The 25,611-nt window shown below is 68.2% G+C and carries 24 protein-coding genes; 9 read left to right on the forward strand and 15 right to left on the reverse strand.

Going from position 1 to position 25,611, the window contains the following annotated elements; genetic code table 11:
* Positions 1–2 precede the first annotated feature (2 nt).
* A complete protein-coding gene (locus GV161_RS00670; protein WP_152012313.1) occupies positions 3–593 on the reverse strand; it encodes a hypothetical protein in 591 nt (196 codons plus the stop codon).
* A gap of 202 nt (positions 594–795) precedes the next feature.
* Here GV161_RS00670 and ychF point away from each other — a divergent pair, with 202 nt between their 5' ends.
* Positions 796–1,893: a redox-regulated ATPase YchF gene (gene ychF / locus GV161_RS00675; RefSeq protein ID WP_152012312.1), complete on the forward strand. Its 1,098-nt coding sequence runs from the start codon at positions 796–798 to the stop codon at positions 1,891–1,893.
* 130 nt (positions 1,894–2,023) lie between these two features.
* On the forward strand, positions 2,024–3,037 hold the full coding sequence (locus tag GV161_RS00680; protein ID WP_152012311.1) for a MaoC family dehydratase: 1,014 nt from the start codon (positions 2,024–2,026) through the stop codon (positions 3,035–3,037).
* Positions 3,038–3,072: 35 nt separating this feature from the next.
* Here GV161_RS00680 and GV161_RS00685 read toward each other — a convergent pair whose 3' ends face one another.
* From GV161_RS00685 to GV161_RS00730, 10 genes are all read right to left on the reverse strand, one after another.
* The gene (locus GV161_RS00685) at positions 3,073–3,936 is read right to left on the reverse strand and encodes an NAD(P)H-binding protein (protein ID WP_152012310.1); all 864 of its coding nucleotides are present in this window, start codon (positions 3,934–3,936) and stop codon (positions 3,073–3,075) included.
* Between the two features lie 47 nt (positions 3,937–3,983).
* A complete protein-coding gene (locus GV161_RS00690; RefSeq protein WP_152012309.1) occupies positions 3,984–5,297 on the reverse strand; it encodes a sensor domain-containing diguanylate cyclase in 1,314 nt (437 codons plus the stop codon).
* Between the two features lie 110 nt (positions 5,298–5,407).
* Entirely contained in the window at positions 5,408–6,052 is a 645-nt protein-coding gene (locus GV161_RS00695) for a class II aldolase/adducin family protein (RefSeq protein WP_152012308.1), read from the reverse strand.
* On the reverse strand, positions 6,049–7,158 hold the full coding sequence (gene mtnA, locus GV161_RS00700; protein ID WP_152012307.1) for an S-methyl-5-thioribose-1-phosphate isomerase: 1,110 nt from the start codon (positions 7,156–7,158) through the stop codon (positions 6,049–6,051). Before mtnA ends, GV161_RS00695 begins: the two co-directional genes overlap by 4 nt.
* 4 nt (positions 7,159–7,162) lie before the next feature.
* On the reverse strand, positions 7,163–7,708 hold the full coding sequence (locus GV161_RS00705) for an adenine phosphoribosyltransferase (RefSeq protein WP_152012499.1): 546 nt from the start codon (positions 7,706–7,708) through the stop codon (positions 7,163–7,165).
* Positions 7,709–7,777: 69 nt separating this feature from the next.
* The gene (locus GV161_RS00710; protein WP_152012306.1) at positions 7,778–8,659 is read right to left on the reverse strand and encodes an S-methyl-5'-thioadenosine phosphorylase; all 882 of its coding nucleotides are present in this window, start codon (positions 8,657–8,659) and stop codon (positions 7,778–7,780) included.
* 189 nt (positions 8,660–8,848) lie between these two features.
* The gene (locus tag GV161_RS00715; protein WP_193219476.1) at positions 8,849–9,727 is read right to left on the reverse strand and encodes a cytochrome c1; all 879 of its coding nucleotides are present in this window, start codon (positions 9,725–9,727) and stop codon (positions 8,849–8,851) included.
* An 8-nt stretch (positions 9,728–9,735) separates the two neighbouring features.
* Entirely contained in the window at positions 9,736–11,007 is a 1,272-nt protein-coding gene (locus GV161_RS00720; RefSeq protein WP_152012305.1) for a cytochrome b/b6, read from the reverse strand.
* Positions 11,008–11,061: 54 nt separating this feature from the next.
* Positions 11,062–11,613 carry a ubiquinol-cytochrome c reductase iron-sulfur subunit gene (gene petA, locus GV161_RS00725; protein WP_280179017.1) on the reverse strand — a complete coding sequence of 184 codons (552 nt, stop codon included), beginning with the start codon at positions 11,611–11,613 and terminating at the stop codon, positions 11,062–11,064.
* Between the two features lie 190 nt (positions 11,614–11,803).
* A complete protein-coding gene (locus tag GV161_RS00730) occupies positions 11,804–13,669 on the reverse strand; it encodes an ABC transporter ATP-binding protein (protein ID WP_152012304.1) in 1,866 nt (621 codons plus the stop codon).
* Between the two features lie 134 nt (positions 13,670–13,803).
* Between GV161_RS00730 and GV161_RS00735 the strand changes: the two genes are divergently transcribed.
* The 3 genes from GV161_RS00735 (at position 13,804) to GV161_RS00745 (ending at position 15,676) form a co-directional block, all read left to right on the forward strand.
* The gene (locus GV161_RS00735; protein ID WP_152012303.1) at positions 13,804–14,277 is read left to right on the forward strand and encodes a tRNA (cytidine(34)-2'-O)-methyltransferase; all 474 of its coding nucleotides are present in this window, start codon (positions 13,804–13,806) and stop codon (positions 14,275–14,277) included.
* A 14-nt stretch (positions 14,278–14,291) separates the two neighbouring features.
* Entirely contained in the window at positions 14,292–15,215 is a 924-nt protein-coding gene (gene hemF / locus GV161_RS00740; RefSeq protein ID WP_152012302.1) for an oxygen-dependent coproporphyrinogen oxidase, read from the forward strand.
* Between the two features lie 95 nt (positions 15,216–15,310).
* Positions 15,311–15,676: a GNAT family N-acetyltransferase gene (locus tag GV161_RS00745; protein WP_201302965.1), complete on the forward strand. Its 366-nt coding sequence runs from the start codon at positions 15,311–15,313 to the stop codon at positions 15,674–15,676.
* Between the two features lie 27 nt (positions 15,677–15,703).
* Here GV161_RS00745 and GV161_RS00750 read toward each other — a convergent pair whose 3' ends face one another.
* Genes GV161_RS00750 through GV161_RS00765 form a run of 4 tightly spaced genes read right to left on the reverse strand, consistent with a single transcriptional unit; the run spans position 15,704 to position 18,458 of the window.
* Positions 15,704–16,933: a CCA tRNA nucleotidyltransferase gene (locus GV161_RS00750; RefSeq protein WP_152012300.1), complete on the reverse strand. Its 1,230-nt coding sequence runs from the start codon at positions 16,931–16,933 to the stop codon at positions 15,704–15,706.
* The gene (locus GV161_RS00755; RefSeq protein WP_152012299.1) at positions 16,930–17,202 is read right to left on the reverse strand and encodes a DUF6111 family protein; all 273 of its coding nucleotides are present in this window, start codon (positions 17,200–17,202) and stop codon (positions 16,930–16,932) included. The genes GV161_RS00750 and GV161_RS00755 overlap by 4 nt, the downstream gene beginning before the upstream one ends.
* 24 nt (positions 17,203–17,226) lie before the next feature.
* Complete coding sequence (locus GV161_RS00760; protein ID WP_152012298.1) at positions 17,227–17,898, reverse strand: CoA pyrophosphatase; 672 nt, start codon at positions 17,896–17,898, stop codon at positions 17,227–17,229.
* Positions 17,898–18,458 carry a DUF1285 domain-containing protein gene (locus GV161_RS00765; RefSeq protein WP_244623894.1) on the reverse strand — a complete coding sequence of 187 codons (561 nt, stop codon included), beginning with the start codon at positions 18,456–18,458 and terminating at the stop codon, positions 17,898–17,900. The genes GV161_RS00760 and GV161_RS00765 overlap by 1 nt, the downstream gene beginning before the upstream one ends.
* A 206-nt stretch (positions 18,459–18,664) precedes the next feature.
* Here GV161_RS00765 and GV161_RS00770 point away from each other — a divergent pair, with 206 nt between their 5' ends.
* Genes GV161_RS00770 through GV161_RS00785 form a run of 4 tightly spaced genes read left to right on the forward strand, consistent with a single transcriptional unit; the run spans position 18,665 to position 25,558 of the window.
* The gene (locus GV161_RS00770) at positions 18,665–19,681 is read left to right on the forward strand and encodes a MoxR family ATPase (protein ID WP_152012297.1); all 1,017 of its coding nucleotides are present in this window, start codon (positions 18,665–18,667) and stop codon (positions 19,679–19,681) included.
* 10 nt (positions 19,682–19,691) lie between these two features.
* Positions 19,692–20,609, forward strand: a complete 918-nt coding sequence (locus tag GV161_RS00775; RefSeq protein ID WP_152012296.1) for a DUF58 domain-containing protein — start codon at positions 19,692–19,694, stop codon at positions 20,607–20,609.
* A gap of 14 nt (positions 20,610–20,623) precedes the next feature.
* Positions 20,624–23,452 carry a DUF4159 domain-containing protein gene (locus GV161_RS00780; protein ID WP_152012295.1) on the forward strand — a complete coding sequence of 943 codons (2,829 nt, stop codon included), beginning with the start codon at positions 20,624–20,626 and terminating at the stop codon, positions 23,450–23,452.
* An 18-nt stretch (positions 23,453–23,470) separates the two neighbouring features.
* Positions 23,471–25,558 (forward strand): hypothetical protein, encoded by a 2,088-nt coding sequence (locus GV161_RS00785; protein ID WP_152012294.1) that lies wholly within the window; start codon positions 23,471–23,473, stop codon positions 25,556–25,558.
* Positions 25,559–25,611 lie beyond the last annotated feature (53 nt).

Raw genomic sequence — 25,611 nt, forward strand, 5'->3', positions numbered from 1 at the left:
TCTCAAAGCGGCAGCTGAGCACCTGGCCTGGCGATCGTCACCCGGCTGCTCGACAGGTTGCCATCGGCCTGCCGGCTCGCGGTCAGCGCCACCTGCGCCCCGGCGACGAGATCGGCAGCCTGCGCCGGCGCGGCCATGATGATGTTGGCTTCGGGCGTGATCGCGATCGTCTGCTCGCCGCCCGGATAGGTCAGCGTGACGCTGCCGCCGTCGACACGCGAGACCGTCTCGGCCACCGTCGCGTTCGTCATCGTCGAATCCGGCAGGACGGCCCAGGGCTTATGCCCTTCGCCCGTGCCGCGCATCGCCTCGGGGAAGATGAAGACCTGCACGGCCGTCAGCCCGCCGCCGGGTTGCGGGCGCGCGCCGACACCGATGAAGCTGCCCTTTTTGATATCGGCCATCCCGGCCTTGACCACGGCGCCGACCGAATAATTGGGTGCGAGAGCGACCGTCGTCGCGCCCTCCTGCGTCTTCACCGTCAGCGCTTGGCCATCGAGGCGCTCGACCGTGCCGCGTATGCGGGTCTGCGGCGTCTGCGCCTGTGCTCCTGCGGCGAAGAGCGTGACGAGGCCGATCAAGGCAAGGCGCATGTAGCAGCTCCGGTAACCGAACTTTTTCTGTCGCGCCCCACTCGTGCGCGCACGGCAATCGAGCCGCCATGCACGTTCGCGTGAGCCGCGCCCGCGCCCGCCATCTTGTCTTTTGCTGCTCTGGACCCAATAACGCGCGGGAGAACCGAAAACGCTTTTTCCGCGGCGACGAAACCCGCCGCGATGCACTGGACAGGCAAGCATGGGCTTCAAATGCGGTATCGTCGGCCTGCCGAATGTCGGCAAGTCGACCCTCTTCAACGCGCTGACGCAGACGGCGGCGGCGCAGGCGGCGAACTATCCGTTCTGCACCATCGAGCCGAATGTCGGCGACGTCGCCGTGCCCGATGAGCGGCTGGAGCAGCTCGCCGCCATCGCCGGCTCGAAAGAGATCATTCCGACCCGGCTGACCTTCGTCGATATCGCCGGGCTCGTGCGCGGCGCCTCCAAGGGCGAAGGCCTCGGCAATCAGTTCCTCGCCAACATCCGCGAGTGCGACGCCATCGCCCATGTCGTGCGCTGCTTCGAGGATGGCGACATCACCCATGTCGAGGGCAAGGTCTCGCCCGTCAACGACATCGAGATCATCGAGACCGAGTTGATGCTCGCCGATCTCGAAAGCCTCGAGAAGCGCGTCCTGCCGCTGGAGAAGAAGGCCAAGTCCGGCGACAAGGAGGCCAAGGAAGCCGCCGACCTGATGAACCGCTGCCTCGTGCTGCTGCGCGAGGGCAAGCCGGCCCGCCTGGTCCAGGTCGCGGCAGATGAGCGCAAGGCGTTCGAGATGCTCGGCCTGCTCTCCTCCAAGCCGGTGCTCTATGTCTGCAATGTCGAGGAAGCGAGCGCCGACAAGGGCAACGGCTTCTCCGAGCAGGTGAAGGCGCGCGCCGCCGAGGAAGGCGCGGTCGCCGTCGTGGTCTCCGCCAAGATCGAGAGCGAGATCGCGGTGCTGCCGGCCGCCGACCAGAAGGATTATCTCGAAGCCGTCGGCCTCGACGAGCCCGGCCTCAACCGCGTGATCCGCGCCGGCTACGCCCTGCTCAACCTCGTCACCTATTTCACCGTCGGGCCGAAGGAGGCCCGCGCCTGGACGATCGAGAACGGCACCAAGGGGCCCGCTGCGGCCGGCGTGATCCATACCGATTTCGAGAAGGGCTACATCCGCGCCGAGACCATCGCCTACCCGGATTACATCGCCAACAAGGGTGAGGCTGGAGCGCGCGAGGCCGGCAAGTTCCGCCTCGAAGGCAAGGAATACGTCGTCGCCGATGGCGACGTGCTGCATTTCCGTTTCGCCAACTGAGCCTCTGCCGCCGGAGCGGAAACCGCTCCGGCGCCATGTCCGGTGAACATTCGGAGCTTGCGCGTTTTCCACTCGATCATCGGCGGTCTCCCGCGCAGGATACGCGCCTGATCAACGAGATGGACTAGCGATGCTCTACTTCGAGGACTTCGTCCCGGGCTCGGTCAACGAGTACGGCTCGCTTCCTGTCTCACAGGACGACATCCTCGCTTTCGCAAGGCGTTTCGACGCGCAGGACTTCCACATCGATCCCGACAAGGCCAAGGCGAGCTTCGTCGGCTCGCTGATCGGCTCCGGCTGGCACAGCTGTGCGCTGCTGATGCGGCTCGCCGCTGAGACCTTCTTCCTCGATACGACCTCGATGGGCTCGCCGGGTGTCGAGGAGGTCAAGTGGCTGCGCCCAGTCAAGCCCGGCGACACGCTGCGCCTGCGCTGGACCATCGCCGAGACCAAGGAATCGCGCTCGCGACCGGAGATGGGGCTGGTGAAGTTCCGCTTCGAGCTCATCAACCAGCGCAGCGAGCCGGTGGTCGAGCAGACCAACTGGGTGATGTTCGGCCGCCGCGGTTCGGGTTTCGAGGCCGTACCCGGCGACTGGCTGGCGCATTCCGCCAGTTATCAGGCACCGGAGCTGATCACCGCGGTCGAGCCGCCCACGCAACCAACCGCCCCTCCCCGCTATTTCGACGAGCTCGTGATCGGCGACAGCTATGAGCTCGGCAGCCTCGTCTTCACGCCGCAGGAGATCGTCGCCTTCGCCCGCTCCTTCGACCCGCAGCCCTTCCATATGGATGAGGAGGCAGCGCGCAAGAGTTCGTTCGGCAGCCTCTGCGCCTCGGGCTGGCACACGGCGGCGGGCTGGATGGCAGCGATGGTCAGCCACCGCCGCCGACAGGAGGCCATGCTGGCGCCGACCGCGGCCCCTCGGCTTGGCCCCTCACCCGGCTTCAAGAACCTGCGCTGGCTGAAACCGGTCTATGCCGGCGACCGCATCACCTATCACTCGGCCGTCGCCGACAAGCGCCCGAGTTTCTCGCGGCCAGACTGGGGCCTGTTCTTCCACCACAACACCGGCATCAACCAGAAGGGCGAGACAGTGCTGAGCTTCGACGGCTGCGTCTTCATCGAACGCAAGCCGGCCTGAGGCCGGCGCGCGGCTGCCGCTGCGGTCGCGGCAAATCAGGCCTTCGCGGCGGGCATCTTGCGACGGAAGACGTCCTGGCAGCTCTCCGGCTCACGGCCCATCAGGGCGGCGAAGTCGTTGGAGATCCCGCTGTAGCGGCCCTGTGCGATCGACGCGCACAAGGTGGAGAATGCGGCAGGCCAGGGATCTTCGAGCTGCGCGGTTGCTGCGGTCCGGTATTCGTCGATGGAGCAGGGACGGTAGCTGATCTGCCTGCCGACCGTTTCGCCATAAGCGGCGGTCATCTCGCCGAAGCCCAGCGCTGGATTTCCGGTGAGCGCATGGATGCTGGCGGTCTTGTCGGGGTTGGCAGCGACCGCCGCCACAGCGGCCGCTACGTCATCTCGTGAGATTGGTGCGACCCGGCCGTCCTCTGCGGGCAGCGCCAGCTCCCCCGACGCCCGACTGGAAGAAAGCCAGTGCTCGAGAATGAACTCGCAATACAGGCTGCATCGGAGGATGGTCGTGGGCACGCCGCAAGCTGCAAGGCGACGCTCCGCGTCGCGATAGACAGGTGCGAAGTAGAACGGCGACCGATCGTCGACATCGACGATGCTGGTGAAAACGATATGCCTCGCGCCTGCCGCGGCAGCCGCCTCGATGGCGTTGGCGTGATGGCGCATCACCGCGTTCGCGTCGCCGTCGCTCGATATCAGGACAACCTCATCGATACCCGCGAAAGCGCCCCTCAGGGCGGAGGCATCATCGTAGTCGGCAACGCGCAGCGCGATTCCAGGCGGCAGCTGTTCCGCAGCGGTTCGAGGGTCCCGAACCATCGCGACCACATCGTGTCCGGCCGCCGCCAACCTGCGAACGACCGCACCGCCCACATGGCCGGTGGCTCCCGTGACCAGGATCATATGCGGCTCCAGGATCCCATGGATCGCGCTGCTTGGATTGCGCCGCTCTATCCGGCAATGCGCCGGGAAACCGCTGCCGCCGGCGGGCTCGCCAGCTCGATGCGGTCGCGGCCGTTGCGCTTGGCGGCATAGAGCGCCTCGTCGGCATTGGCATGGAGGCTGGTGCCGTCCAGCGGCCCCTTCCCGGCGCACAGGCCGATCGAGACGGTCACGCCGGTCAATTCGTCATGAAGCAGGCGCCAGGGCACGCGCCGCAAGGCGCGGCGGATGGTCGTCGCCACCTCCTTCGCAGCCTCGATCGACGCATCGCCGAGCAGGACGCCGAATTCCTCGCCGCCGATCCGGGCGACCAGCGCCGAAGCCTGGGTGACCTGAGCCGCGATGACTTCAGCGATGGCCTTGAGGCAGGCGTCCCCGACGAGATGGCCGAAGCGGTCGTTGATCGTCTTGAAGTGGTCGACGTCGATCATCATCAGCGCCAGCGGCTCCGGCCGGGCAGCGGCATCGGCGAGGCGGGTGACGAAGCGGCGGCGATTGGCGAGGCCGGTCAGGCCGTCGGTTTCCGCCAGCTCCGCCAGCGCCGCATTGGCCCGGCGCAGCGCCTCCTGCGCTTCCAGCAGCTCCATCTGCTGGCGCTTGGCGACGGTGATGTCGGCATGGGTGAAGAAGCTGACGCCACCTTTGCTATGCCGCGCGATCAGCCGGAGCCAGCGCTGCCCGGGCAATTCGATCTCAAAGGGCACGCCGTCATAGCGCAAGCCGTTGCTGATCGCCGCCCGCCAGGCGCCCATGGGCGAGGCGCCGCGCCAGCACCAGGCGATGATCTCGTCCAAGGTGCGGCCGACCACAGGCGTACCGCTGGGCAGGTCGTAGAGCCGCCGGAAGGCGTTGTTGGTAGCGATCACCCGCTGCTTCGCGTCGAGGATGGTGGCGCCATCGGGGATGAAGCGCAGCGCGTCCATGACCGGCAACACCAATTCGGGGGCCGCCTCGGAAGGGGTCTCGACATCGAGCGTCTGCCAGAGCCGCACGCGGCCGCCATCCGGAGCCCGCAGCGAGGAGGCGCGCAGCTTGCGGCCGTTATGGATGAATTCGAAGGGCTGCGTCTGGTTCTCGTGGCGGGTCACGCCTTCGGCGACATGCCGCGCGATCTCCGGCATCTCCTCAGGCGAGAGCCGGAGCCGATAGAAGCGCTCGAGATTGTCGGCATAGGGCTCGCCGACATAGATCTCGCCCACGTCCTCGGGGAAAATCTGCAGGAAGGTCTGGTTCCAGCACAGCGCCCGCATCTGCTCATCGTATTCGCAAACGCCGATACCGAGGGCGTCAAGCGAGTCGAGCAGATAGCGCGAGAGCTTCATCCGGCCCCCTATAGCGGAGAGCCGTTAACAACCGGTGAGATCAGTTCCTCAGAGTCACTCGGCCAAAAACGAGTGCAGGAATACCTGGGCTCTCTCGACCAGTCTTAGGATCAGCCGACCTTCCCGTATCCCGCGAATTTCGCCGAGACGCGCTCCATCTCGGCTTCGTCGAGGATCACCGGCTCAAGCCTCGACGCGAGCAAATCGAGATACTCACCGGCGAGATTCTCGACCTCGGCGACGATGGTGTGCGCACCCGCCAGGCTCGCGCCCAGCGCGATCACGCCGTGATTAGCGAGCAGCACCGCCTTGCGGCCGTCCAGCGCCCTGACCGCATTCTCCGCCAGCTCCGGCGAACCGAAGGTGGCGTACTCAGCGCAGCGCACATCAGAGCCGCCGCAGAGCGCGATCATGTAGTGGAAGGCGGGGATGCCGCGCCGGGCGCAGGACAGCGCCGTGGCACGCGGCGAATGGGTGTGGACGATCGCCTGCGCATCCGGTCGCGCCTTGTAGATCGCGACATGGAACGGCCATTCCGAGGACGGCTTGCGGCTACCGCTCAGGACCGTTCCGTCGAGGGCGAGATAAATCAGGTCCTCTGGCATTGTCCGCGCATAGGGCAGCCCCGATGGCGTGATCAGGAACCCGTCGCCGAAGCGGGCCGAGACATTGCCGGATTTCGACGGGCAGAAGCCGGCGCGGTCGATCGCCTGCGCGACCTCGACGATCTCCTGCCGCAACGCCGCTTCGGTCATGCCGCCTGTCCCTGAGCAAGATCTGGAAAGAGCCGGCGCAGCCCCTCGGCGCTGGCCGGTGCAATGCCACGTTCGGTGATCAAGCCGGTGACGAGCCGCGCCGGCGTCACGTCGAAAGCCGGATTACAGGCCGCGCTGCCCGGCGCCGCAACCTGGAAGAAGCCGGTGCGGCCATCCTCGCTCTGGCCGAACAGATGCGTGACCTCGCGCTGGCTGCGCTCCTCGATCGGGATCTCCTTCGGCCCGTCATTGAGCGTCCAGTCGATCGTCGGCGAGGGCAGCGCCACATAGAACGGCACGCCATTGTCCTTCGCCGCCAGCGCCTTGAGATAGGTGCCGATCTTGTTTGCGACATCGCCGGTGGCGGTCGTCCGGTCGGTGCCGACGATCACCATGTCGACCTGGCCATGCTGCATCAGGTGGCCGCCGGCATTGTCGACGATCACCGCATGCGGCACCCCATGGCTGCCGAGCTCATAGGCGGTCAGAGCCGCGCCCTGATTGCGCGGCCGGGTCTCGTCGACCCAGACATGGACGGGAATGCCGGCGTCATGCGCCAGATAGATCGGCGCCAGCGCCGTGCCCCAGTCGACGGTGGCGAGCCAGCCGGCATTGCAGTGGGTCAGGATATGGACCGGCGCGCCCGCCGGCTTCTTCGCCGCGATCTCACGGATCACGCCGAGCCCATGCTCGCCGATGGCGTGGCAGAGCGCGACGTCCTCGTCGCAGATCGCCCCCGCCTCGGCATAAGCCGCAGCGGCCCGCTCGGCTTGCGGCAGGTCGATCAGGCGCCGGCGCATCCGCGCCAGCGCCCAGTGCAGGTTGACCGCCGTCGGCCGGGTCGCGCCCAGCAGCGCAAGCGCCTTTTCCAACGCCGCATCGGAGGCATCGACCCGCAGTGCCAACGCGACGCCATAGGCCGCGGTCGCGCCGATGAGGGGCGCGCCGCGCACCGTCATGTGGCGGATCGCATGCGCGGCTTCTTCGGCAGTCGCCAGCCTCACCGTCTCGAAATGGAAGGGCAGCCGCGTCTGGTCGATGACGACAACTCCCCAACCATCCTCGTCGAGCCAGATGGTGCGGTAATGGCGCCCGTGGATCTTCATAGCCTCAATGCCCCGCGAAGGAGACCAGCGTGCGCACCGGCACGCCGAGCCGCCTGATCTTGTCGGCGCCGCCGAGATCCGGCAGGTCGATGATGAAGCAGGCGGCGACGACCTCGGCCCCGAGCGAGGAGAGCAGCTTCACTGCTGCCTCCGCCGTGCCGCCGGTCGCGACGAGGTCGTCGACCAGGAGGATGCGCTCGCCGCGCGAGACCGCATCCTTGTGCACCTCGATCTCGTCGGCGCCGTATTCAAGCGAATAGGGCATGCCGACCGTCTCATGCGGCAGCTTGCCCTTCTTGCGCACCGGCACGAAGCCGGCCGAGAGCTGATGCGCCACGGCGCCGCCGAGGATGAAGCCGCGGGCCTCGATGCCGGCGATCTTGGCGATCTTCAGGCCAGCGAAGGGCTGCACCAGCTCGTCGACCGCCCGGCGGAAGGCGCGGGCATCGCCGAGCAGTGTGGTGATGTCGCGGAACTGGATTCCCGGTGCCGGATAATCGGGGATCGTCCGGATCGCATTCTTCAGATCGTCGAGCGCGCTGCGGTCCATGACAAAGTCCATCGGCTGGGGCGGCTCCTCTTAACCCGAGGTGGCCGTTCCGGGAAAGCCGGCGCAGCGTCAGCCCTGCGCCTTCAGCACGCGCCCGGCCACCGCATCGAGCTTGGCCACGAGCCTGGGATCGCGATGCTCCGGCGCCGTGACGATGGCGAAGTCCAGCGCGTTGTGCGAGCCGGCCGGGCAGGCCTCGCGCTCGCGCGGGAAATCGGCGGCGAGCCGCGCCACCAGCCGACGTGCCTTGTCGGCATTCGCGTGCAGCACGGCGATCACGGAGGCGACGTCGACCGCGCCATGCTCCTCGTGCCAGCAATCATAGTCGGTCACCATCGCGACGGTGGCATAGGTGATCTCGGCCTCTCGGGCGAGCTTGGCTTCCGGCATCGCCGTCATGCCGATCAGGTCGTAGCCGAGGCCCTTATAGGTCAGCGATTCCGCCAATGTCGAGAATTGCGGGCCTTCCATGGTGACGAGCGTGCCGCCCCGCATGAAAGGCAGATCCTCCGCCGTCGCCGCAGCGACGATCCGCTCCTGCAAGGCCGGGCCGACCGGATGCGCCACCGAGACATGGGCGACGCAGCCCTTGCCGAAGAAGGAGCTGGCACGACCGGCCGTGCGATCGACGAACTGGTCGACCAGCACGAACAGCCCGGGATAGAGCTCCGCCTTGTAGGAGCCGCAGGCCGAGAGCGAGACGAGGTCGGTCACCCCTGCCCGCTTCAGCACGTCGATATTGGCGCGGTAGTTGATCTCCGAGGGAGGGATCGCATGGCCGCGGCCATGGCGCGGCAGGAAGACGATCTTCGTCTCTCCCATCCGCCCGATCCTGAGCACGTCGGACGGCTCGCCCCACGGGCTCTCGATCCGCTCCTCGCGCAGATCGGTCAGGCCCGGCAAGTCGTAGATGCCGGAGCCGCCGATGATGCCCAGAACCGCTTCAGCCATGTCGGGTCTCCGATGATTGCCGGATAAGGATCGAGATTCGTGACAGCCGTAACACGGCGCCGCTTCTCGCTGGATAGCTGGTCGTCATTCCCGGGTGTCGCAGAGCAGCGAGCTCGGAACAGCGGAAGAGGTCCCGCCCACAAACAAAAAGGGCCCCGTCACCGGGGCCCTTTCGAACTCAGATCTCGCTCAGTGCGCCGAGGCGTGGTCGGGCAGGCGCGACCAGATCTTCTTCTTGGTAAAGTAGAGCAGGCCGGCGAAGAGCGCGAGGAAGATCATCACCTGGAAGCCCATGCGCTTGCGCGCTTCGAGATGCGGCTCCGCCATCCAGACCATGAAGGCGGCGACGTCCTTGGAGTACTGCTCGACCGTCTCCGGCACCGGTGACTTGCCGTCCGCACCCTTCGGGTATTCGACCTGGCCGTCGCTCAGCGGCTTCGGCATCGCAATCAGGTGGCCGGGCATGTAGTTGTTATAGTTCTGCCCCGGCAGCAGCTTCACATCAGCCGGCGGCTCGGCATAGCCGGTCAGGAGCGCGACGATGTAGTCCGGCCCCTGCTCCTGATACTGGGTGAAGATGTCGAAGATGAAGGTGGGGAAGCCGCGCGTATAGGTGCGCGCCTTGGCGAGCATGTCGATCGGCGGCGGATAGGCGCCGCCATTGGCCGCGCGGGCCGCCTGCTCGTTCGCGAACGGCGCCGGGAAGGCGTCGGCCGCACGGCCGGGGCGCTCGAACATCTCGCCCGTATCGTTCGGGCCATCCTTGATGTTCGTATAGCTCGCGGCGAGTGCTGCGACCTGCGACGGCGTGAAGCCCGGGCCGCCCGGCTGCGCCAGGTTGCGGAACCGGATCAGGCTCATCGCGTGGCAGTTGGCGCAGACTTCCTTGGCGACCTTGAAGCCGCGCTGCAGCTGCGCCTGGTCGAACTTGCCGAACGGACCGGCGAACGACCAGCGCTGCGCCGCCGGCTTCGGGCCGCCTTCGGCGGCCAGGACCGGCGAGGCGGCAGCGATGGCAAGGCCAGTGACGAGACCGGCGAGCGACAGGCGGAGGGACATCTTGCTCATGGTCTCGTTCAGCCCTTGGCCTGCGGTGCCGAGGCGGTGGCGTGGCCGAGGCGTGCGCCCGAGCCGCCGAGCACCGAGTCGGCGATGGAGGTCGGCAGCGGGGCCGGCCGTTCGAAGATGCCGATCAGCGCCAGCGCCACGAAGAAGCCGAAATACAGCACCGTCAGGATGCGCGAGATCGTGACATAGGGCTCGTCGGCCGGCATGGCGCCGAGATAGCCGAGGCCGATGCAGACCAGCACGAACATCCAGAAGAACTGGCGCGCGATCGGCCGGTAGGTCATCGACTTGACCTTGGAGGTGTCGATCCAGGGCAGGAAGGCGAGGATCACGATCGCGCCGCCCATGGCGAGCACGCCACCGAGCTTGTCGGGAATGGCGCGCAGGATCGCGTAGAACGGCAGGAAGTACCATTCCGGCACGATGTGGGCAGGCGTCGAAGCCGGATTGGCCGGGATGTAGTTGTCGGCGTGGCCCATGAAGTTCGGCTGATAGAAGACGAACCAGGCGAAGACCAGCATGAAGCAGACCATGCCGAACAGGTCCTTGATGGTCGCATAGGGCGTGAAGGGAACGGTGTCCTTCTTGACGTCCTTGACCTCGACGCCGGTCGGGTTGTTCTGGCCGACATGGTGCAGCGCCCAGATGTGCAGGCCGACGACGCCGGCGATCATGAAGGGCAGCAGGAAGTGCAGCGAGAAGAAGCGGTTCAGCGTCGGGTTGTCGACCGAGTAGCCGCCCCACAGGAAGGTGACGATCGTCTCGCCGATCACCGGCAGCGCCGAGAACAGGTTGGTGATGACGGTCGCGCCCCAGAAGGACATCTGGCCCCAGGGCAGCACGTAGCCCATGAAGGCCGTGGCCATCATCAGCAGGAAGATGATGACGCCGAGGATCCAGAGCACCTCGCGCGGCGCCTTGTACGAACCGTAGTACAGGCCGCGGAAGATGTGGATGTAGACCGCCACGAAGAACATCGAGGCGCCGTTGGAGTGCAGGTAGCGCAGCAGCCAGCCGAAATTCACGTCGCGCATGATGTGCTCGACGGAGTTGAACGCCATGGTCGCGTTCGGCGTGTAGTGCATCGCCAGGATCACGCCGGTGATGATCTGCGCCACCAGCATGAAGGCGAGGATGCCGCCGAAGGTCCACAGCAGGTTGAGGTTGCGCGGCACCGGATAGGAAACCGCGGAATCGTGCATCAGCCGCACGATCGGCAGCCGCGCATCGAGCCAGCGCTCGATCCCGGTCTTCGGTTGGTAGGTGCTGTGACCGCTCATGCTCGCCTCAAGCTCTCTCAAATCCGCTCGATGCCGTCCTCGCCTTCAGGAGGCTCAGCCGATCTTGATCTTGGTGTCCGCGGTGAACGCGTAGGGCGGCACCGGCAGGTTCAGCGGCGCGGGACCCTTGCGGATGCGGCCGGAGGAATCGTAGTGCGAGCCGTGGCAGGGGCAGAACCAGCCGTCGAACTCGCCCTTGGGCTCGCCGGAGGCGGTGCCCAGCGGCACGCAGCCGAGATGGGTGCAATTGCCGTAGACGATGAGATAGCGCTCGTGGCCCGCCTTGGTGCGCTGCTCGTCGGTCTGCGGATCGCGCAGCGTCGCGACATCGACGGCCTTGGCCTCGTCGATCTCCTTCTTGGTGCGGTTGCGCACGAAGATCAGCTTGCCGCGCCAGAACAGCTTGATCGCCTGGCCTTCCGCGATCGGGGCGAGGTCGAGATCGATCGGCGCGCCGGCAGCGACGACCTGCGCGTCGGGAGCCAGCTGCCCGAGCAGGGGCACGACCACGGCGGCGGTGCCGACGGCAGCGAAAGCGCCGGTCGTCAGCATCAGGAAATCGCGGCGGGTGGGTTCGGTGCCAGTCGTATCGGTCGCGTGCGCCACGATCCAGTTCCCTGCTCGGCGGCCGGCCTGGCCGGCTGAAACAAATCAAGCGCCCCACAGGGACGCGGGCACACAGCCGCCTTGCGGCGGCGCGTCGCCTGCCGCGCTCTTTGGCATGCAGTTTTGACGAAGTCTACTGTCGCGCGTGCCGCAGCCCACTGCATCGCAGCAATGCCGCCGTGCAGTTTACTCAGGCCGGAATCCGCTCGCTGTCGGCCAATGCGAGGAAGCCGCCGGACTGCCGGGCCCATAGGCGGGCATAGAGCCCGCCGCGCCGCACCAGCTCGTCATGGCTGCCCATGTCGACGATCCGGCCCTTGTCGAGCACGATCAGCCGATCGAGCGCAGCAATGGTCGAAAGCCGGTGCGCGATCGCGATCACAGTCTTTCCTTCCATCAATGTGGAAAGCTGCGCCTGGATTTCGGCCTCGACCTCGGAGTCGAGCGCCGACGTTGCTTCGTCCAATATCAGAATCGGTGCGTCCTTGAGCAGCACGCGGGCGATCGCGATGCGCTGGCGCTGGCCACCGGAGAGCTTCACGCCGCGCTCGCCGACACGCGAATCGAAACCCTGGCGCCCGTCCTGGTCGGAAAGGCCGAGAACGAAGTCGTGCGCCGCCGCCCGCTTGGCCGCCGCCGCGATCTCGTCCTGCGTCGCGCCGGTCCGGCCATAGGCAATGTTGTCGCCGATCGAGCGGTGCAGCAGCGAATTGTCCTGCGTCACCATGCCGATCTGGCTGCGCAGCGATTCCTGCGTGACATGGGCGATGTCCTGCCCGTCGACCAGGATGCGGCCCGAATCGAGCGGGTAGAGCCGCAGCAGCAGGTTGACCAGCGTCGACTTGCCGGCCCCGGAGGGACCAACCAGCCCGATTTTCTCGCCCGGCCTGATCTCGAGGTCGAGATTCTCGAACAGCCCCTGCGGCTTGCCGTAATTGAAGCGGATATGCTCGAAGCGCACCCCGCCCTGCGCCACCTGGAGCGGCACCGCGTCCGGTGCATCCGGCAGGTCGTGCGGCTTGGCGATCGTCTCCATGCTCTCCTGCACCGAGCCGATATTCTCGAAGATGCCGCGCACCAGATGGATCAGCCAGCCTGACATCTGGACCAGGCGCAGCACCAGGCCGATCGAGGCTGCGACCGCGCCCGGCGTCATCTCGCCCTGGCTCCACAGATGCAGGCAGAGCCAGGCCGTCGCCACGACCAGCAGGCTGTTCATCGTCTGCAGGATGACGCTGACGCCGGTGATCAGCCGCGACAGGTTGAGGAAGGAGGCGTTCCAGCGCGTCAACGAGTCGCGCACGGCCGAGCGCTCGGCATCGGCACGGGCGAAGAGCTTCACCGTCAGGATGTTCGTATAGGAATCGACGATGCGCCCGGTCGTGCTCGAGCGACCGAGCGAGTTTGCCTCCGAGCGCTTCTTGGCCCGCGGCACGAAATAGATCAGCAGCGCGACATAGGCCGCCAGCCAGACGATCACCGGCATGGCGAGCCAGAGGCTGGTCGAGCCGAAGAAGCCGATCGCGACCGAGGCGAAGATCAGCGCGTACCAGAGATCGTCGATGACCTCGATCGTCGCGCCGCGAATCGCCTGCCCGGCCTGGATCACCCGCGACGAGAGCCGGCCGGCGAAATCGTTCTGGAAATAGGAGAGCGCGTGGCCGAGCGTGTAGACATGGTTGCGCCAGCGGATCTGGTTGGTGATCTGCGGCACCACCACCTGGTCGACGATGGCGTGGTTGGCGAAATAGACCAGCGGCCGCGCCACGGTCACCACGAGCGCCGCGCCGATCAGCAGCCAGCCATGCTCGCTGAAGACCTGTTCCGGCGAGTTCTTGGTCAAAAGGTCGACGAACCAGCCGACCATCAGGTACATCGCCGCCTCGATGCCGGAGAAGCCGAGGCCCGTGAGCATGATCAGGGCCATCCAGCCCTTCACGCCCTTGATGTGGTGCCACATGAAGCGGAACACGCCGGTCGGCGGCGTCTGCCGCTCGTCGAAGGGCGCGAAGACGTCGATGCGGCTTTCAAGGAAACGGAAGAGCGGGGCGAACATGGAGTTGGGAACGCCCTCCTCGGGCAGCTGGCGATGACGACGCTTCGTTATATGGGTCCACTGCCAAATGAAGGCCAGAGCATGACCGAGCTGGCGCTTGACGTGTGCCTTGCGTCGGCAGCATGACGCCCGCCATGCTGCGCCTCGCCCTCTACCAGCCCGACATCCCGCAGAACGCCGGCACCATGATCCGCCTGGCCGCCTGCCTCGGTATCGCCGTCGACATCGTCGAGCCGGCTGCCTTCGACGTCTCCGATCGCAATTTCCGCCGTTCCGGCATGGACTATATCGAGCGGGCGGCGGTGACGCGCCATGATTCCTTCCGCACCTTCGAGGCCTGGCGGCGCGAGGCCGGCCATCGCCTCGTCCTGGCCGAGACCGACGGCGCCTGCGCCCATACCGACTTCACCTTCCAGCCCGGCGACATCGTCATGGTCGGCCGTGAATCCGCTGGCGTTCCGCCAGAGGTCTATGCTGCGGCAGAGGAAACCGTGCACATCCCGATGCGCCACGATTTGCGCTCGCTCAATGTCGCCATGGCCGCGGCGATGGTAGTGGGCGAGGCGCTGCGTCAGCTGCGTGCCTATCCCGCGCCGGCCGACGCCTGACGAAGAGACCACATATGACCGCACAAGCCACGCAACCCGCAGCCGTCGATCCCGCTGTCGTCGAAGCCCTGAAGCCGCGCGCCAGCGCCTGGTTCGAGAGCCTGCGCGATCGCATCTGCGCCGCCTTCGAGCAGATCGAGGATGAGGCCGCCGGGCCCTTCCCCCCTGAGACCGACAAGCCCGGCCGCTTCGTCCGCACGCCCTGGCAGCGCAGCAATCATGACGGCGCGCCGGGCGGCGGCGGCGTGATGGCACTGATGTCCGGCCGCGTCTTCGAGAAGGTCGGTGTCCACGTCTCGACCGTGCATGGCAGCTTCGCCCCGGAATTCGCCGCCCAGATTCCGGGCGCGGCGGAAGACCCACGCTTCCACGCCACCGGCATTTCGCTGATCGCCCATCCCTGGAACCCGCACGCGCCAACCGTGCACATGAACACCCGCTTCGTCGTGACGACCAAGCCCTGGTTCGGCGGCGGCGCCGACCTGACCCCGGTGCTCGACAACAGGCGCAGCCAGGACGATCCGGATGCGCGCGCCTTCCACGCCGCGATGCGGACACCCTGCGAGGCCCATGCCGGCGTCGCCGACTATGATCGCTTCAAGGCTTGGTGCGACGAGTACTTTCACCTGAAGCACCGCGACGAGCCGCGCGGCATCGGCGGCATCTTCTACGACTATGTCTGGACTGGCGATCCGGAGGCCGATCTCGCCTTCACCAGGGCGGTGGGCGAGGCCTTCCTCGACATCTATCCGCGCATCCTGCGCGGCAATCTGGCGACGCCCTGGAGCGAGGCCGAGCGCCATGAGCAGCAGGTCCGCCGCGGCCGCTATGTCGAGTTCAACCTGCTCTATGACCGCGGCACGATCTTCGGCCTGAAGACCGGCGGCAACGTCGCCTCGATCCTGTCCTCGATGCCGCCGACGGTCCGCTGGCCGTGAGGCCATGGGTCCGCATGCGGCGCGACCTGGCGATCCCTGTCCCGGCGCCGGTCTGGCCTGCGGGATATCGCCTCGTCCCGTTTGCGATCACCGACTTGCCTGCGATTCATGACCTGATGGCCACTGGCTACAACCTCGGCGGCGGGCGCGTCCCTCCGTTCGAGGACTGGCGGGCTGCCCTTCTGGCCGACAGCGGGTTCGATCCGGCATTCGTCTTCGTCGCCCAGGACGCCAGGGGCACCGTCGTCGCGATCTGCCTGTGCTGGAGCTCGGCCTTCATCAAGGACCTGGTGGTCCACCCCTCAGCGCGGCGGCTGGGTCTCGGGGAGGCTCTCCTGCGACAGGCCTTCCTCACCTTCGCCGCCCGCGGCGCCGATGCCGTCGATCTCAAGGTCGAGATCGACAATCCGACTGGTGCAAGGCGGCTTTACGAGCGTGTGGGGATGAGAGAGGTCGCCTGAGCGCAGAGCTGTTCGCCGACCTGCCGGTCAGCCATTTGCTCCAGCAGCGGCCTCGCTCAACATCCGCAATTGCACGTCGCGTCCGGTGGGGCAGCCCGCCTCGATCCAGTTCTCCCGCGCCGCCTCGAGCACCTGCCCGACCTTCGGACCGGCACTGACACCGAGCCCCAGCACATCCCTGCCGGTCGGCAGGAAGGGCGGCGTCCGCGCCAGCTCCGCGATCAGCGCTTGAACATCGGCGGATCGGCCGTCCGTTCCCAGCAGCACCAGCGCTCCCGCGACCGCGTCGGCTCCGAGGTGGTGGGCCAGGCGACGCAGATGCGCGACCTCCGGCAGAGCGCTCTCGCCCGACAGCGCCTCCAGCGCCGCGGCGATGCTCGAAACCCGCTCGAACTCTGCATTCGACAGCCGCAGCCGCTCGCGCAGCCTGAGCGCATCCTCGCTGACAGCAACCGCAAGCGCCGCCAGCCGGAAGGCCGGATAGACGCCCTCCCCCGGCTCATCGGCAATCGCAGCGAAGCGCGAGAGGCGGGGTACACCGCCGATCACCGGCATCAGCAGCCCGGCGCCTGCCATCGCCTGCAGGGTTTCCGCTGCACGCGGCGCAGCGAGCAACTTGCGAAGTTCCGTCCAGACCCGCTCGCGCGACAACCCTTCCAGGCCGGCACGGCCGGCGATGCAGGCATCGAGGGCGGCGGGGTCAGGCTCGCCGATGCCGTAGCGGGCATGGAAGCGGAAGAAACGCAGGATCCGCAGATAATCCTCGGCGATGCGTTGCCCTGCGGCGCCGATGAAACGGACCCGGCGCATGGCAAGATCGGCTAACCCGTCGGCGTAGTCGTGCAGCGCGCCCGCCGCATCGAGCCCGAGCGCGTTGATGGTGAAATCGCGCCTGAGCGCATCCTCGCGGAAATCGCGACCGAAGGCGACGACGGCGTGGCGGCCATCGGTCTCGACATCGCGCCGTAATGTCGTGACCTCGAAAGGCGTGCCGTCGATCACGACGGTGACCGTGCCGTGCTCGACCCCGGTCGGCACCGCCTTGAAGCCGGCGGCACGCGCCCGCCGCATCGTCTCCTCCGGCAGGCAGGTCGTGGCGACGTCGATATCGGCGATGGGCTCGCCCAGCAGCGCATTGCGGACGGCGCCGCCGACGATGCGGGCCTCCTCCCCGTCCCGATTCAGCGCGGCGAGCAGCGCGACGATATCGGCAGCCGCGAGCAACCCGGATAGCCGTTCCCGCTCGATGCCAGTCATCGCTTCGGCCGGTCGTCGAACTCGCCGGGGACCAGTTTGCCGTTCTCGACATGCGGCGGCACGAACGGCCCGGTATGCCGCGGCGCGACCAGGCCGGTATAGATGAAGGAGCCGATGCCGAGCATGAGCCCGACCACCGACAGCCAGAACAGATGGCGGCTCCAGTGCTCGACATCGAACGGATTGCGGCGCCGGATCACGAGATAGCCCGCGAACAGGCAGAACGGCAGGACGAAGAGCAGGAACTCCTCGATCAGCGAGCGCAGCATCGTGCCTGTCCAATCCGTCCAGTCTCAGCGTCCAGCCAGCCGCTCGTAGAGATTGCGGATCATGCCGGCCGTCGCTCCCCAGATATAGCGATCGCCATGCGGCATCGCATAGTAGGTGCGATAACGCCCGCGGAATTCACGGCCATGGCGCTGGTGATTGGCCGGATCGAGCAGGAAGGCGAGCGGCGTCTCGAAGGCCTCGTCGACCTCGTGCGGGTTGATCGTCAGCGCCAGCGGCGGCTCGACCAGCCCGACCACCGGCGTGACGCGATAGCCGGTGCCGGTGAGATAGGCGTCGAGATAGCCGACCGCCCTGACCTTTCCGGGAGACAGCCCGACCTCTTCTTCCGCCTCGCGCAGCGCCGCGACCAAGGGCGAACCGTCGGTCGCGTCGATGCGCCCGCCCGGAAAGGCGATCTGCGCCGAATGCTTGCGCAACGCTGCGGCGCGCTGGGTCAGGAGCACGGTCGGCTCGCCCGGATGCAGCACGATCGGGATCAGCACGGCCGCCTCGATCGCGCTGGCTTCGTCGGGCATGTCGATCGGCTCGGACTGGAGATCGTGATCGCCGCGCGGCCGCGCGATCAGGTCGCCATGGGCCGGCGGCTCAGGCCTCAGGGCGCGATGCAGCAGCGCTTCGAGATCGCCGCCGTTCCAGGACGCCGTCTCGGCGAGCCGCTTGGCAAGATGCTGCATCAGAGTCCCTCGATCTCGCTGGCCAGCGCAACGACGTGGAAGGCGCCGCCGGCCGCGATGCCGAACTGCGCCTCTCTGTCACCATCCCTGATCTCGCCAAGCGCCAGGAGATCATAGGTCAGCGCCCGCGTGAGCCGGGCCCAGAGCCCGCGCCGGACATGCACATAGGGCTTCACACCCTCGTTCGCAGCCCTCTCGAAGCGCAAGATATTGTCAGGCCCGACGTTGACGAGGTCGTCCGTGCGGGTCCGGAAGGCGATGCTGCGCCGGTCGCCCTCGCCCTCCACCGCCATCTCGACGGCCTGGAGCGGCGCATCCTCGACCCTGATCCCGACCTTCTCGACCGGGGTCACGAGAAAGTAATCGTCCGCTTCGCGCTTCAGCACCGAGGAGAACAGCCTGACCAGCGCCGGCCGGCCGATCGGCGTGCCCAAATAGAACCAGGTACCGTCCGCAGCGATGCGCATGTCGAGATCGCCGCAGAAGGGCGGATTCCAGCGCTCCACCGGCGGCAGCCCATGGGCAGGACCGGCGCCGAGCGCGCTCAGCAGGCGATTCATCGCGCCTGCGGGCTCGTTCGTCCCCTCACCTCGCGCTTTCGTCATCGGCATGCCGGTTGCATCGTTCTCTCGCCTTGAACTCTACATAATCGTGAAGCGGACTGTTGTGCACCGCCGCTCTCTGCCTCTTGAGCATGCTCCCTGCGAGGGTCAGAGTTCGGAATCGGACAGGAAGGCCCGCGAGCGCGAGGCTGAAGGAGATCGCAATGGTGGCGCAAGCCCGTGATGCAAACGCCCCGATCAACCTCGACACCGGCATCGTCGAGGCGGCGGAGGCGGCCCTCGCCGCGATCGGCGCCGCCCGCACCGAGATCGGCCAGGTCATCTTCGGCCAGCAGAAGGTCGTCGACCTCTCGCTGATCACCCTGCTTGCCGGCGGCCACGGCCTGCTCGTCGGCGTGCCCGGCCTCGCCAAGACCAAGCTGGTCGAGGCGATGGGCACGGTGCTCGGCCTCTCGGCCCGCCGCGTCCAGTTCACGCCCGATCTGATGCCATCGGACATTCTCGGCTCCGAAGTGCTCGACGAGAGCGAGGGCGGCAAGCGCCATTTCCGCTTCATCAAGGGGCCCGTCTTCGCCCAGCTGCTGATGGCGGACGAAATCAACCGCGCCTCGCCGCGCACCCAGTCGGCCCTGCTGCAGGCGATGCAGGAGCACCACGTCACCGTCGCCGGCGAGCGCCATGACCTGCCGGCCCCCTTCCATGTGCTCGCCACCCAGAACCCGATCGAGCAGGAAGGCACCTATCCGCTGCCGGAAGCCCAGCTCGACCGTTTCCTGCTCGAGATCGATGTCGGCTATCCCGATCGCGAGGCCGAGCGCCGCATCCTGCTGGAGACCACCGGCGCCGCCGAGCACAAGCCGGTGCAGGCGATGACGGCCGAGACGCTGATGTCGACGCAGCGCCTCGTGCGCCGCCTGCCGGTCGGCGAGGCCGTGGTCGACGCGATCCTCGACCTCGTCCGCTCGGCCCGGCCCGGCGACGGCGAGAAGGCGGTCACCGACAAGCTCGCCTGGGGCCCCGGCCCCCGCGCCAGCCAGGCGCTGACGCTCGCCTGCCGCGCCCGCGCCCTCGTCGAGGGCCGGCTCGCGCCCTCGATCGACGACGTCGCTGCGCTCGCCGCCCCCGTGCTGAAGCACCGTATCGCCCTGACCTTCGCCGCCCGCGCCGATGGCGAGACCGTCGAAGCTGTTGTCGCCAAGCTGGTGGAGCGTCTGGGTTGAGGGCATTCTGATGCTGCGCACCCGCGTCCTCGGCCAATCCGAGCGCCAGCCGGGCCAGCCGGTCCTCAAGGCGTCGCTCGATCTCGCCGCCCGCCTGCCCCGGCTGGTGCTGGAGGCGCGGCGGGTCTCGGCCAGCGTGCACGGCATCCATGGCCGCCGGCGCTCCGGCCCCGGCGAGACCTTCTGGCAGTACCGGCCGCTGGTCACCGGCGAGGCCGCCTCGCGCATCGACTGGCGCCGCTCGGCCCGCGACGGCCATCTCTTCGTGCGTGAGCGCGAATGGGAGGCCTCGCACGCGATCTGGCTCTGGATCGATCGTTCGCCCTCGATGGGCTTTTCCTCCTCCCTCGCTTTGGCGAGCAAGGTCGATCGCGCCCTGATCGCTGGCTTCGCGCTGGCGGAAGCGCTGGTCGAGGCCGGCGAGCGCGTCGGTCATCTCGGCCTGACCCGGCCGATGGCGTCGCGCCGCATCGTCGAATTGCTGGCGCAGGCGATCCTGGCCAACCGCCGCAATGGCGAGGCCGACCTGCCACCGGAAGAGCCGCTGCCACGTCTCGCCGACGCCATCCTGATCACCGATGGTTTGACGCCGGCCGCGGCGCTGGCGAAGCGCATCGCCACGCTGGCGAGCAGCGGCGCCAGGGGCCATATCCTGCTGATCGCCGACCCGATCGAGGAGACCTTCCCCTTCTCCGGGCAGGCCGAATTGTTCGACCTGGAGGACGGCTTGTCGCTGCGGGTCGGCGATGCCGGCAAATGGGGCGAGGACTATCGCGAGCGGCTGCAGGCCCATCGCGACACCATCCGCGAAGCCTGCCGCCATGCCGGCTGGACGATGACCTTGCACCGGACCGACCGTCCGGCCAGCGAAGGCGTCCTGCGCATCGCCAGCCTGATCGCCGCCTCGCGCGGCGGCCCGGCAGGTTGAGGGGAGAACGGACGATGCTCTCATCGCTGCCGATCGCCTTCTCCGCGCCGCTGGCCCTGATCGCGCTGGCCGTGCTGCCCGTGCTCTGGCTGATCCTGCGGGTGACGCCGCCGCGGCCCAAGCGCATCGACTTCCCGCCCCTGAAGATCGTGCGCGACCTGATTCCGCAGCGCGAGACGCCGGCGCATACGCCCTGGTGGCTGCTTGCGCTGCGCATGGCCGTGGCGGCCCTGGCGATCCTTGCTGTCGCCGGCCCGGTCTGGAACCCGGTGCGCGACGCCGCCGCTTTGCGCGGCCCGCTGTTGCTGCTGGTCGACAACGGTTTTGGCGCCGCGACCGACTGGCTGGAGCGCCAGGCCATCGCCGAAAGCCGCATCATGGCCGCCGGACGCGAAGGCCGGCCCGTCGCGGTCGTCGGCCTTGCCGAAGCCCCCACCGAGATAGCTTTGGCCGAGCCGCAGGGCGCACTCGAACGCCTGCGCGCGCTCAGCCTTCAGCCGCATGCGCCAGATCGCAGCGCCCATCTCCAGCGGCTCGAAGCCTTCTGGCGCGCCCAGCCCCAGGCCGAGACGGTCTGGGTCGCCGACGGGCTCGGCATCGGCGGCGGCGATACCGATTTCCTCGCCCGGCTGAAGCAGGAAGCGAGCGCCAGTCGCCTCTCGATCCATGCCGGCCCGGCCGACCAGCGTGCCCTCGCCGCGCCCGAGAACCTCGCCGGCGCATTGACCGTCAAGGTTCTGCGCCCGACGACGAATGCCGCAGCAAGCGGCCAGGTCCGCGCCCTCGACTTGAAGGGCCTGCCGCTCGGCGACGCGCCCTTCGTCTTCGGCAGCAGCGAGCTTTCAACCACCGCGCGCCTGACCCTGCCGATCGAGGTCCGCAACGCCGTCTCGCGGCTGGAGATCGCCGGCGAGCGCAGCGCCGGCGCCGTCGCTCTGCTCGACGACCGTGCCAAGCGCCGCCGCGTCGGCATCGTCTCCGGCGCCACCGCCGACACCGCCCAGCCGCTGCTCTCGCCGACCTATTACGTCTCGCGGGCGCTCTCGCCCTTCGCCGAGATCCGCGAACCCCGCGCCGGCTCGACCGACCCGGTCGGCGAACTTCTCGCGCAGAACCTCTCGGTCCTGATCCTCGCCGATATCGGTGCGCTCGACGGCGACACCGCCGCCAAGGTCTCGGCCTTCGTCGAGCGCGGCGGTGTGCTGCTGCGGTTCGCCGGTGCGCGGCTTGCCGCCTCCTCGGACGAGCTGACGCCGGTGCGCCTGCGCCGTGGCGGCCGTACCCTCGGCAGCGGCCTGTCCTGGGAAGCGCCGCGCAAGCTCGCACCCTTCACCCGCGAGAGTCCCTTCTTCGGCTCGTCTTTGGCCGAGGATGTCCGTGTCACCCGCCAGATCCTGGCTGAGCCGGAGCCTGATCTTGCCCGCAAGACCTGGGCGGCGCTGGAGGACGGTACGCCGGTCGTCACCGGCGAACGCCGCGGCGACGGCGTGCTCGCCATGGTCCATGTCACCGCCGACACGACCTGGTCGAACCTGCCGCTTTCGGGCCTGTTCGTCGAAATGCTGCGCAAGGTCGTCGCCATGTCCGGCACCAGCACCGCCGAGAACCAAAGCGGCGAGATCAAGGTCGAGACCCTGTCGCCGACGCGCGTGCTCGACGGCCAGGGTGCCTTCCGCTCGCCTCCCGCGACCGCACAGCCGGTGGCCCGCAACTTCACCGGCCGCGCCACCCTCGCCCACCCGCCCGGCATCTATGGCCCGACCGACGGCGCCATGGCGGTCAACACGCTCGCCCCGGCGGATACGCTGACGGCGCTCGACCTCGCCGCGCTGGGAGCGCCGATGCTGCCGATCGATCAGCCCGTCGCCCGCGACATCCGCCCGCAACTCCTCGTGCTGGCGCTGCTCCTCCTCGTCGCCGACACGCTGGCGACGCTCTGGCTCGGAGGCCGGATGAACCTCGCCCGCTTCCGCCGTGCGGCCCCCGCGGCGCTGCTTCTCGCCGTCGCCCTAGCGGCCGTGCCCGCTCCGGACGCGGCACAGGCCCAGCAGCAGCCGGCTCCCCCTGCCCCGCCGGCCGAGCAGCGCCCGCCGGTGCCGCGCGATCTCGTCACCGCTGCCAGCGCGACCCGGCTCGCCTATGTCCTCACCGGCGACAAGGCGGTCGACGACATGTCCAAGGCCGGCATGGCCGGGCTCAACATCGTGCTCGGCGCCCGTACCGCGCTGGAGCCGGGCGAAGCCGCCGGCGTCGACGTCACCCGCGACGAACTCGCGCTGTACCCGATCCTCTATTGGCCGGTGATTGCCGGCCGTCCGATCCCCTCGGCCGAGACGCTGCGCAAGGTCGAAGCCTATATGAAGGGCGGCGGGCTGGTGATCTTCGACACCCGCGACGCGCTGAATGTGAGGCCCGGCGGCGGCACCACGGCAGAGGGCGATCAGCTCCGCCGCATGCTGCAGACGCTCGACATTCCCGAGCTCGAGCCGATCCCGCGCGACCACGTCCTGACCAAGACCTTCTACATCCTCGACGGCTTCATCGGCCGCTATGACACCGGCACGACCTGGGTCGAGGTGCTGCCGCCCGCCAGCGAGGATGGCCGCCGCCCGGCTCGCGCCGGCGACAATGTCTCGCCGATCGTGATCACCTCGAACGACCTCGCAGCCGCCTGGGCCGTCGGGCGGCGCGGCGAGGCGCTCGTACCGATGTCCGGCTCCGATCCGCGCCAGCGCGAGATGGCGCTGCGCGCCGGCGTCAACCTTGTGATGTACGCGCTGACCGGCAACTACAAGGCCGATCAGGTCCATGTCCCGGCCCTGCTCGAACGCCTCGGTCAGTAGCGAAGGAAATCCCGCCCGATGTGGAGCCTGACCTTCGCCCCGCTTGTCCCGCTGCCGCTGCTGATCGGCCTTGCCGCTCTCGCCGCAGTCGCTGCCGGCATGGCGCTCGTGCTGGCGGGGCGCAGCGCGATCCTGCGGGCGCTCGCGCTCACCGTGCTCGCCATCGCCTTGGCCGACCCCTCGCTCGTCTTCGAGGACCGCGAGCCGGTCAAGGACGTCGTCGCCGTCGTCGTCGATAAATCAGCCTCGAACCGCCTCGCCGATCGCACCCAGCAGACGCAAGCCGCCCAGGCCGAGGTCGAGCGGCAATTGCGCGGCATCGCCGGTGTCGAGGCGCGCACGATCGAAGTCACCGACCAGCAGGGCGCAGGCGACGGCACCCGCCTCTTCGAAGCGCTCGCCTCCGGCCTCGCCGACGTGCCGTCCGAGCGTGTCGCAGGCGCGATCGTTCTGAGCGATGGTCTAGCCCATGATGCGCCCGCCACCGCCGAGGCGCTCGGCCTGCGTGCCCCGCTTCATGTGCTCACCACTGGCCGCGAGCGCGAGATCGACCGGCGCATCGTGCTGGTCGATTCGCCGCGCTTCGGCATCGTCGGCAAGGAGCAGAACGTTCGCCTGCGCGTCGTCGAGAAAGGCGGGCCCGGCCGGGCCGCCATCACGGTGCGCCGCGATGGCGAGATCATCGCGCGGCGCGAGGCCATCACCGGCGAGATCGTCCAGGTCCCGGTCCGCATCGACCGCGGCGGCCCGAACGTCATCGAGATCGAGGCTGCCCCGCTCGACAACGAGCTGACGCTCGCCAACAACCGCGCGGTCATCACCATCGACGGCGTCCGAGACAAGCTGCGGGTGCTGCTGGTCTCCGGCGAGCCGCATCCGGGCGAGCGCACCTGGCGCAACCTGCTCAAGGCCGACGCCAATGTCGATCTCGTCCATTTCACCATCCTGCGTCCGCCGGAGAAGCAGGACGGCACGCCGATCAACGAGCTCTCGCTGATCGCCTTCCCGACGCGCGAGCTGTTCCAGGTCAAGATCAAGGATTTCGACCTGATCATCTTCGACCGCTACGCCAACCAGTCGATCCTGCCGCTGGTCTATTTCGACAACATCGTCCGCTATGTCCGCGACGGCGGCGCGCTCCTGATCGCGGCCGGGCCGGAATATTCCGGCGCCCAGTCGCTGGCGCGCACGCCGCTCGGCCAGATCCTGCCGGCGCAGCCCGATGGCAGCGTCTTCGACGAGGCCTATCGCGCAAGGGTCAGCGAGCCCGGCAAACGCCATCCGGTCACCCGCGATCTGCCGGGTTCCGAGGTCGAGCCGCCGCGCTGGGGCGAATGGCTACGCCTCGTCGGCGCCCGCGCCCGCTCGGGCTCGACCGTGATGACCGGACCGGGCGATCGCCCGCTACTACTGCTGGCGCGCGAGCAGAAGGGCCGCGTCGCGCTCTTCCTCTCCGACCATGCCTGGCTCTGGGCCCGCGGCTTCCGCGATGGCGGCCCGCATCTCGACCTGCTGCGCCGACTCGGACACTGGCTGATGAAGGAGCCGGACCTCGAGGAGGAGGCGCTACGCGCCAGCGCCCGTGGCCGCAACATCGAGATCGAGCGCCAGACCCTCGGAGATAATCCCGCGCCCGCGATCATCACGGCGCCCGATGGTTCAACCCGCACCGTGCCCTTCGAAGCCGGCCGCCCCGGCCTCTTCGTCGCGCGCACCGCCATGAGCGAGTTCGGCCTGCACAAGATCACCACCGAGAACCTGACCGCCTTCGCCAGCGTCGGTCCGGAAAACCCGCGCGAGCTGATGGAGGTGGTCAGCGACCCCGGCAAACTCCAGGCGCTGGCAGAGGCGACCGGCGGCTCCTCGCGCCGGATCGGGCAGGAGACCGGCTCGGGCGTCACCATCCCGCGCATCGTGCCGGTCCGCTCCGGCAGGCAGTTCGCCGGTGCCGACTGGATCGGCCTGCGCATCAGCGATTCCGGCATCGTCCGCGGCGTCTCGATCTCGCCGCTCTTCGTCGGGCTGATCGGCCTCGCCATCCTGTTCGGCGCGCTGGTCGCCGGCTGGATCGGCGAGAGCGGGCGGAGATTCAAGCGCGAGGCGTGAGCCTTTCCTTCTCCCCTTGCAGGAGAAGGTGGCCCGAAGGGCTGGATGAGGGG

It is taken from the genome of Bosea sp. 29B (assembly GCF_902506165.1).
Lineage (GTDB): Bacteria > Pseudomonadota > Alphaproteobacteria > Rhizobiales > Beijerinckiaceae > Allobosea.